The following is an 8,870-nucleotide window of genomic DNA, read 5'->3' on the forward strand; positions in this document are numbered from 1 at the left end:
GGGGGGGGGGGGCCCCCCCCCCCCCCCCCCCCCCCCCCCCCCCCGGCGGGGGGGGGGGGGGGGGGGGGGGGGGCCCCCCCCCGCGGCAGGCATATTGCCAACTCATCCCCCTCACCCCAACCCCTCTCCCCCAGGGGGAGAGGGGCTATTACGGTTTGCACCCCCGCCCCCCTGAGGGGAGAGGGGCGATGCCGGGTTACGCTGCGGCGATGGAAATCACCTTGCGCGCGGCTTCCTCATACTCCGGCAACTGATCAAAGTTGAGATAGCGATACACCTCGCCCGCCATGGTGTTCAGATCGGCGGCATACTCGAGGTATTCCTGCGGCGTAGGCAGACGACCCAGCACTGCGGCCACTGCGGCCACCTCGGCCGAGGCGAGGAACACATCCGCACCATCCCCCAAACGATTGGGGAAGTTACGGGTGGAGGTGGAGACCACCTTCGCCCCCGGGGCCACACGGGCCTGATTGCCCATGCACAGGGAGCAACCCGGCATTTCCATGCGGGCACCGGAACGACCGTAGATGCCGTAATACCCCTCTTCGGTGAGCTGGCGCTGATCCATCCGCGTCGGCGGTGACAGCCACAGGCGAGTGGGCAACTGACCACCCTGGAACTTCTCCAGCAGCTTGCCGGCGGCACGGAAGTGACCGATGTTGGTCATGCAGGAACCGATAAACACCTCATCGATATTCCCACCGGCCACTTCGGATAGCAGACGGGCGTCATCCGGATCGTTCGGGGCACACAGGATGGGCTCCTTGATCGCGTTCAGATCGATCTCGATCACTGCTGCATATTCGGCATCCTTATCGGCACGCATCAGTTTCGGATCAGCCAGCCAGTCTTCCATGGCCTTGGCGCGACGCTCCAGGGTGCGCGGATCACCATAGCCATTGGCCACCATCCAGCGCATCATGGTCACGTTGGAGCGCAGGTACTCGGCCACCCGCTCCTCGGACAGGCTGATGGTGCAGCCACCGGCAGAACGCTCGGCGGAGGCGTCGGAGAGCTCAAAGGCCTGCTCGACCGTGAGGTCGTCCAGCCCTTCGATCTCCAGCACCCGACCGGAGAAGACGTTCTTCTTGCCCTTCTTCTCCACCGTGAGCAGACCCTGCTGGATGGCCGCATGGGGGATGGCATGCACCAGGTCACGCAGGGTGATGCCCGGCTGGCGCTCACCCTTGAAACGCACCAGAACCGACTCGGGCATGTCCAGGGGCATCACACCCGTGGCGGCGGCAAAGGCCACCAGACCGGAACCGGCCGGGAAGGAGATGCCGATGGGGAAACGGGTGTGGGAGTCGCCGCCGGTGCCCACGGTATCGGGCAGCAGCATGCGGTTCAGCCAGGAGTGGATGATGCCATCCCCCGGGCGCAGGGCCACGCCAGCACGGTTCATGATGAAGTCCGGCAGGGTGTGATGGGTCTGCACATCCACCGGCTTGGGATACGCCGCCGTATGGCAGAACGACTGCATCACCAGGTCTGCCTGGAAGCCCAGGCAGGCCAGGTCCTTGAGTTCGTCGCGGGTCATGGGGCCGGTGGTGTCCTGGGAACCCACGGTGGTCATGCGCGGCTCGCAGTAGGTGCCGGGGCGCACGCCCGCCACGCCGCAGGCCTTGCCCACCATCTTCTGAGCCAGGGTGAAGCCCTTGCCGCTGTCCGTCGGGGCCTCGGGGCGCTTGAAGACATCCGACGGCGACAGTCCCAGGGCCTCGCGGGCCCGATCGGTGAGGCCGCGACCGATGATCAGCGGGATACGGCCACCGGCGCGCACCTCGTCCAGCATCACCGGCGTGCGCAGTTCAAAGGTGGTGATCACCTCGTCGCTGCCATGACGGCACACCTTGCCCGCGTAGGGGTAGATGTCCACCACATCACCCATCTCCAGGGCGTTCACATCCAGTTCGATGGGCAGGGCGCCGGCATCTTCCATGGTGTTGAAGAAGATCGGGGCGATCTTGCCGCCCATGCACACACCGCCAAAGCGCTTGTTGGGCACGTAGGGCAGGTCTTCGCCGATGTTCCACAGCACCGAGTTGGTGGCGGACTTGCGGGAGGAGCCGGTACCCACCACGTCGCCCACCATGGCCACGGGGTGACCCTTCTGCTTGAGCTCCTTGATCTGCGCCTCGGCGTCGGTCACACCCTCGCGCGGATTCTTGTACATGGCCTTGGCATGCAGGGGGATGTCCGGGCGGCTCCAGGCATCCGGGGCCGGGGAAAGATCATCGGTGTTGGTCTCGCCGGGCACCTTGAAGATCGTCACGGTGAGCTTTTCCGGCAGGGCCTGACGGTTCAGGAACCACTCCGCATCGGCCCAGGACTGCATCACGCCCTGGGCGTGGGCGTTGCCGGACTTGGCCCGCTCTTCCACATCATGGAAGGCATCGAACATCAGCAGGGTGTGCTTGAGCTCGGCGGCGGCTGCCTCGGCCAGTTCGGCGTCGTCCAGCAGCTCCACCAGGGTCGCGATGTTATAGCCGCCCTGCATGGTGCCCAGCAGTTCCACGGCATGCTTGCGGTCGATCAGTGGCGAGCGGGCCTCGCCCTTGGCCACGGCGGACAGGAACCCGGCCTTCACGTAGGCTGCCTCATCCACACCCGGCGGCACGCGATGGGTGATCAGGTCCAGCAGGAACGGCTCCTCGCCCTGGGGCGGGTTTTTCAGCAGTTCCACCAGATCCGCGGTCATCCCGGCATCCAGCGGTTTGGGCGGCACCCCTTGGGCTTCGCGTTCCTGAACGTGTTGGCGATAGGCTTCGAGCACAGTAGAACCCTCTGCTAGGCTGCCCCGCAGGGCGGGGAGGGATGTATGATCCCTTTGTGTCACTAGGTTATTTTGACAACAATCTTTATTGCGCGGCAGCATTCTAAACCAGCAGGGGCGACAGGTCACGATTGTCGACAGTTTGCCCCGACAAAAACAAACCAAGAGGGACGCACGATGACCGATACATTCAACACACGCACCACCCTCCAGGTACAAGACAAGACTTATCACATCAGTAGCCTGGAGCCGCTGAAGGCAGACCACGACGTGGACCGCCTGCCCTTTTCCCTCAAGGTGCTGCTGGAGAACCTGCTGCGCAACGAGGATGGCAACAATATCACCCAGGACCAGATCAAGGCCCTGCTCAACTGGGAGGCCAAGGCCGAGCCCAGCGAGGAGATTGCCTTCACTCCCGCCCGGGTGGTGCTGCAGGACTTCACCGGCGTGCCCGCCGTGGTGGACCTGGCCGCCATGCGCGATGCCATGAAGGCCCTGGGCAAGGACCCCAACCGCATCAACCCCCTGGCCCCGGTGGACCTGGTCATCGACCACTCGGTGATGGTGGACCACTTCGGCAAGGCCGATTCCCTGGACCTGAACATCAAGCTGGAATACCACCGCAACAAGGAGCGCTACCAGTTCCTGCGCTGGGGCCAGAAGGCCTTCAAGAACTTCCGTGTCGTGCCCCCGGGCACCGGCATCGTGCATCAGGTCAACCTGGAATACCTGGCCCAGACCGTGTTCGTGCGCGAGGACAATGGTGAATACCACGCCTACCCCGACACCCTGGTAGGCACCGATTCCCACACCACCATGATCAACGGCCTGGGCGTGCTGGGCTGGGGCGTGGGCGGCATCGAGGCCGAAGCCGCCATGCTGGGCCAGCCCATCTCCATGCTCATCCCCCAGGTGGTGGGCTTCAAGCTCAGCGGCAAGCTCCCCGAGGGCGCCACCGCCACCGACCTGGTGCTCACCGTCACCCAGATGCTGCGCAAGCAGGGCGTGGTAGGCAAGTTCGTGGAGTTCTTCGGCGATGGCCTGGACCACCTGCCCCTGGCTGACCGCGCCACCATTGCCAACATGGCCCCGGAATATGGCGCCACCTGCGGCATCTTCCCGGTGGACAAGGAAACCCTGAATTACCTGCGACTCTCGGGCCGCACCGACGAACAGGTGGCCCTGGTGGAGGCCTATGCCCGCGCTCAGGGCCTGTGGCGCGACACTGGTGCCCGCCAGGCGGATTACAGCGAGATCGTGGAACTGGATCTGGGCAGCATCGTCCCCAGCCTGGCCGGCCCCAAGCGACCCCAGGACCGCATCCCCCTGGATCAGGCCCGCAACAATTTCATGGACACCCTGGATGAATTTTTCAGGGAACATCACTCTGCCCCGGAAGGCGACGCTGAAGAGCGTTTCGCGGGCGAAGGCGGCCACACCGCCCCGGGGGTGGATAACACCCACGAAAAGGGGGCGGTGGAATACGAAATGGGCGGTGAGAAACATCTGCTCAAGCACGGCGCCGTGGTGATCGCTGCCATCACCTCCTGCACCAACACCTCCAACCCGGCCGTGCTGCTGGCCGCTGGCCTGGTGGCGAAAAAGGCCCACGAGAAGGGCCTCATGCCCAAGCCCTGGGTAAAAACCTCCCTGGCCCCCGGTTCCCAGGTGGTGCCTGCCTACCTGGAAAAGGCCGGCTTGCTCAAACCCCTGGAGGCCCTGGGCTTCTCCGTGGTGGGCTTTGGCTGCACCACCTGCATCGGCAACGCGGGCCCGCTGCCGGAACCCATTGGCAACGCCATCAAGAATGGCGACCTGATGGTGGCGTCGGTGCTCTCAGGCAACCGCAATTTCGAGGGCCGCATCCATGCCGATGTGCGCACCAACTATCTGGCCTCGCCCCCTCTGGTGGTCGCCTATGCCCTGGCGGGCTCCATGGCCGTGGACCTTTACAAGGAACCGCTGGGCACCGACAAGAAGGGGCAACCGGTGTATCTCAAGGATGTCTGGCCCAGCCAGGCGGAGATCAGCGAACTGATGGAGGCCAGCATCTCCTCGGCCATGTTCCAGGAGAAATACGGCGACGTCTTCCAGGGGGACGCCAACTGGCAGAAGATCGGCATCACCGAATCCGAACTCTATGACTGGGCCGACTCCACCTACGTGAAGAACCCGCCGTACTTCGAAGGCATGACCATGGAGCCCAAGGCCCCTGGAGACATCAACGGGGCCCGCTGCCTGGTCATGGTGGGCGACTCCATCACCACCGACCACATCTCCCCGGCGGGCGGCATCCATCCGGAGAGCCCGGCAGGTCAATACCTGCAGTCCCACGGGATCGAGCCCAAGGAATTCAATTCCTATGGATCACGCCGGGGGAATCACGAGGTGATGATGCGCGGCACCTTTGCCAACGTGCGCCTGCGCAACCGCATGGCCCCGGGCACCGAGGGGGGCTGGACCACCCATGTCCCCAGCGGTGAGCAGACAAGCGTCTACGACGCCGCCATGCGCTATCACGAAGAAAACGTGCCCCTGGTGGTACTGGCCGGCAAGGAATACGGCACCGGTTCCTCCCGGGACTGGGCGGCCAAGGGCACCCGGTTGCTGGGCATCCGCGCCGTCATCGCCCAGAGCTTTGAGCGCATCCACCGCTCCAACCTGGTGGGCTTTGGCGTGCTGCCCCTGCAGTTCAAGGACGGTGATAGCGCCGAGAGCCTGGGACTGACCGGACAGGAGTGCTTCGATATCAGCGGTCTGGAGGGTGAGCCTGGCGAGGTCACCGTGACGGCCAGGACCGACGACGGCCAAGAGACCCATTTCCAGGCCCGGGTGCGCATCGACACGCCCAAGGAATGGGAATACTACCGCCATGGCGGCATCCTGCATTATGTGCTGCGCCAACTGGCGGCTGCCTGACCTCTAGCCCTTGGCACATGACGGGCGGATCCTTGCATCCGCCCGTCCCCTCCCCCTTGCCCCACATGGCAAGTCCCGGTACTTTGACAATTCCCATAAACATAAAGCGGCTAAACTGACCGGCAGCCCTCTGGCAACCCATTTCAAGCGGAGCAGGCATGATCGACACCAAAAGGACGATCCCCGCCGACCAGGCCGACGCCGGCACTGTCTTGGCGGAAGATGTGCGGGACCGCAGTGGTCGCCTGCTGCTCTCCGCCGGCATCCCGCTCAAGGACAAGCATCTGCGCGTGCTCAAGACCTGGGGCGTCACCCAGGTGGCCATCTGGCAAGATGCCCCGCCGAGCGCGACGGACGATCGTCTGCCCTCCACGGCCCCCCCACCCCCCATCGATGAACAAAGCTATCGCCAGGCCGAGGCCGTGATGCGAAATGCCTTTCGGCACTGCGATCTCGAAAAGGTGGTCATGCACACCCTGTTCGACCTGGCCACGCGGCGCCTGGCCTCAATGATCCAGCTCAAGGCCCAGTCATGACCGTCGCGCGCCTGGACGACATCCTGGCCCGGGATCCGAAGCTGGGGACGCTATCCGACGTCTACCACCGCATTGAGAGCGCCATCAACGATCCCAACAGTTCCTTCGAAGCCATGGCCTCGGTCATCGAGTCGGACACGGCACTGGCCGCCAAGGTACTGCGAATCGCCAACAGCAGCCTCTATGCCCTGCCCGGCGGCATCCATTCCATCCAGCGCGCCATCAGCATCATCGGCACCCAGCAACTGCGGGATCTGGCCCTGGCCGCGACGGTGATCCGGCATTTTGAGGGCATGCCCATCACCGGCATCGACCTGGAATCCTTCTGGCGGCACAGCATCGGCTGCGCCCTGCTGGCGCGTTCGTTGGCCAGTTTTCGCCGCGAGGCCAATGTGGAGCGGTTCTACGTGGCCGGTCTGCTTCACGATATTGGCCGACTGGTCATGTACATGCACATGCCGGACGCCATGGCCCAGGTCCTTGAGGCCCGCGAGCACAGCCAGGATCTGCTGTTCCGCGAGGAGCAGCGGGAACTGGGTTTCCACCATGCGCAACTCGGTGGCGAACTCCTGGAACGCTGGCAGTTACCGGCGGCCCTGCATGAGCCGGTGCGGTGCCATCACGATCCCAATGAGGCACAACGCTATCCCGTGGAGACAGCTGTGGTCCACGCCGCCGACAGCATGGCTAATGCCCTGCGCATGGGCTCCAGCGGCGAGCGAATGGTGCCACCCATCGATGAACAGGCCTGGGCACGAATCGCCCTGTCTGAAACCCTGCTTGAACAAGTCAGCGCCTATACTGAGCAGCATTATGCTCAGGCAGTCGAAGTATTTCTTGCCTAGGCGGGGGGACAGGATGCATATGACCCGGAATAAAGACAACGCACTGCCGGACATGGACTACCTGCGCGAACGGGTCCAACACCTGGAGCAAGCCAGCCAGTGGCATCACTACGCCATGGATGTGCTCACCTCCATGACCGCCATCTTTGGCGATCACAGTCAAAGTCGGGATGTCTCGGCCATCCTGGAAAGCACCCATGAGTGCGTAGGGCGCATACTTCCCCTGGAAGACGCGGGTTACTACACCGTGGACGACGAGTCCAGCTTTCACCTGAGTTATCGCCAGGCAGAGTGCGAGGACCCGGCCCTGGAGGCCGAGGTGGAACGACTCATCGAGGCAGGCATATTTTCATGGGCACTCAACCAGAACCACCCGGTTTGCCTGCCCTGCCCTGGCGGGGGCCAGGGCGAAGACGATACAGCCTGTGGCGACCACTGGGTGCTGCACGTCATTTCCTCCCGCACCCGCATTCGCGGCATGTTCGTGGGCCGCACCCGGGGGCAACCGCTGCATCCCCGCGATCCCGGCATGAAGGTGCTCTCCATCATCCTCTTCAACGCAGCCTATGCCCTGGAGAGCGCCGCCCTGTACACCCTGATGGAACACCAGCACCGCACACTGAAGAAGATCAGCGAGCGTCAATCCCTGGAACTGGCCCACCAGTACAGCCACGACGCCCTCACTGGCCTGCCCAACCGCATCCTCTTCAGCGACCGCCTGCATCAACTCATCCAGCAGGGCCACCCAAACGATGAGGATGACAGCAGCCACGTGGCCGTCATCCTCATGGATCTGGATCACTTCAAGCGAGTGAATGACAGCCTGGGTCATGGTTGCGGCGACCGCCTCATCAAGACCCTGGCCGATAACCTGCGCGCCCTCCTGGCCGACGCCGATCTACTCAGCCATCATCACCTGGACGAGAGCAATGTCACCCTGTCACGCTTGGGTGGAGACGAATTCGGCATCATCCTCAATCGGGTGGATTCCCTGGACCTGCTGGCCCGTTTCGCGCAACACCTGATCGATAACGTGAGTTGCGAGTACGTGGTCCACGGCCACCCGGTGTTTCTCACCTGCAGTGCCGGCATCAGCATCCACCCCTTCGACGGCCGGGACGTGGACACCCTCATCAAGAACGCCGATGCAGCCATGTACGAGGCAAAACAGCGTGGGCGGAACCACTACCACTTCTACACCCAGGACATCAATGCCCAGACCTACCGGCATCTGATGCTGGAAAATGAACTCTCCAAAGCGCTGGAGCGGGACGAATTCCAACTGCACTATCAGCCGCAGATCTCACTGGCCACCGGCAAGGTGGAGGGCCTGGAGGCACTGGTACGCTGGGAACACCCGGAGAAGGGCTATCTCAGCCCTGGGCATTTCATCCCCGTGGCCGAGGATACCGGGCTGATCGAAAGACTGGGCCTGTGGGTGGTACGCCGGGCCTGCGAGGACATGAAGCGCCTCGAAGCCGCCGACCTGCCCGTGCCTCGCATGGCCATCAACCTCTCCCCACGCCAGTTTCGCCAGACGGATCTGGCCTGCCAGTACGCCGCCATCATCAAGGAAATCGGTATCCAGGCCTCACAGATCGAGCTGGAACTCACCGAGAGCACCATCATGCAGGACATCGACAAGGCCGTGGAGATCTTCGGAGAAATGCAGCGACTGGGTTTCCGTCTGGCGGTGGATGACTTCGGTACCGGCTATTCCTCCCTGAACCAACTCAAGCACTTCCCCATCCACACCCTGAAAATCGACCGATCCTTCATCCGGGGTATCCTGCG

5 protein-coding genes are annotated in these 8,870 nt (G+C 63.6%); 4 read left to right on the plus strand and 1 reads right to left on the minus strand.

All coding sequences use genetic code 11. From position 1 onward, the window contains the following. Positions 1-196: 196 nt before the first annotated feature. A complete protein-coding gene (gene acnB / locus LPW29_RS14340) occupies positions 197-2,776 on the minus strand; it encodes a bifunctional aconitate hydratase 2/2-methylisocitrate dehydratase (protein WP_238628577.1) in 2,580 nt (859 codons plus the stop codon). 177 nt (positions 2,777-2,953) lie between these two features. Between acnB and acnA the strand changes: the two genes are divergently transcribed. From acnA to LPW29_RS14360, 4 genes are all read left to right on the plus strand, one after another. Further along, positions 2,954-5,695 carry an aconitate hydratase AcnA gene (acnA, locus tag LPW29_RS14345; RefSeq protein WP_238628578.1) on the plus strand — a complete coding sequence of 914 codons (2,742 nt, stop codon included), beginning with the start codon at positions 2,954-2,956 and terminating at the stop codon, positions 5,693-5,695. 158 nt (positions 5,696-5,853) lie between these two features. Continuing rightward, the gene (locus tag LPW29_RS14350; protein ID WP_238628579.1) at positions 5,854-6,231 is read left to right on the plus strand and encodes a hypothetical protein; all 378 of its coding nucleotides are present in this window, start codon (positions 5,854-5,856) and stop codon (positions 6,229-6,231) included. Further along, a complete protein-coding gene (locus tag LPW29_RS14355) occupies positions 6,228-7,076 on the plus strand; it encodes an HDOD domain-containing protein (protein ID WP_238628580.1) in 849 nt (282 codons plus the stop codon). Before LPW29_RS14350 ends, LPW29_RS14355 begins: the two co-directional genes overlap by 4 nt. Before the next feature lie 19 nt (positions 7,077-7,095). Next, positions 7,096-8,870: putative bifunctional diguanylate cyclase/phosphodiesterase (locus tag LPW29_RS14360; RefSeq protein ID WP_238628581.1), on the plus strand; the 1,775-nt coding region annotated here is incomplete at its 3' end.

This window comes from Ectothiorhodospira sp. 9100 (assembly GCF_022227565.1).
Lineage (GTDB): Bacteria > Pseudomonadota > Gammaproteobacteria > Ectothiorhodospirales > Ectothiorhodospiraceae > Ectothiorhodospira > Ectothiorhodospira marina.

What these genes read in the sequence shown, in the direction of transcription:
- acnA (WP_238628578.1), top strand. Translation starts at nt 2,954, where the DNA reads ATGACCGATACATTCAACACACGCACCACCCTCCAGGTACAAGACAAG.
- LPW29_RS14350 (WP_238628579.1), top strand. Translation starts at nt 5,854, where the DNA reads ATGATCGACACCAAAAGGACGATCCCCGCCGACCAGGCCGACGCCGGC.
- LPW29_RS14355 (WP_238628580.1), top strand. Translation starts at nt 6,228, where the DNA reads ATGACCGTCGCGCGCCTGGACGACATCCTGGCCCGGGATCCGAAGCTG.